The sequence below is a fragment of the Frigoribacterium sp. AC759 genome (genome assembly GCF_979256015.1).
Window position 1 is genome coordinate 1 of the sequence record NZ_CEEDMT010000192.1, and the last position, 237, is coordinate 237.

General features: G+C 67.5%; 1 pseudogene. It reads right to left on the reverse strand.

Going from position 1 to position 237, the window contains the following annotated elements:
• A pseudogene (locus tag ACZ6JE_RS15615) lies at positions 1-237 on the reverse strand (ABC transporter permease); the annotation flags it as partial.

A 237-nucleotide genomic window follows, 5' to 3' on the forward strand; every position in this document is an offset into this window, starting at 1 on the left:
TGCACCGCCTCCACCGTATTGCGATCGACCTCGCGCAGCGCCGTCTCGACCAGCCGCGCGAAGAACGGTGCCGCGCCCACCACCAACGGCGGGATCGCGCCGATAACGCCCAGCGAGGTTCCGACCAGCAACACGGTGATCGGGATCATCACGATCAGCAGGATGATGAACGGCACCGACCGCAGCAGGTTGACCACCAGCGCGACGACGCCGTTGCCGATCCGGCTCGCCCAGACC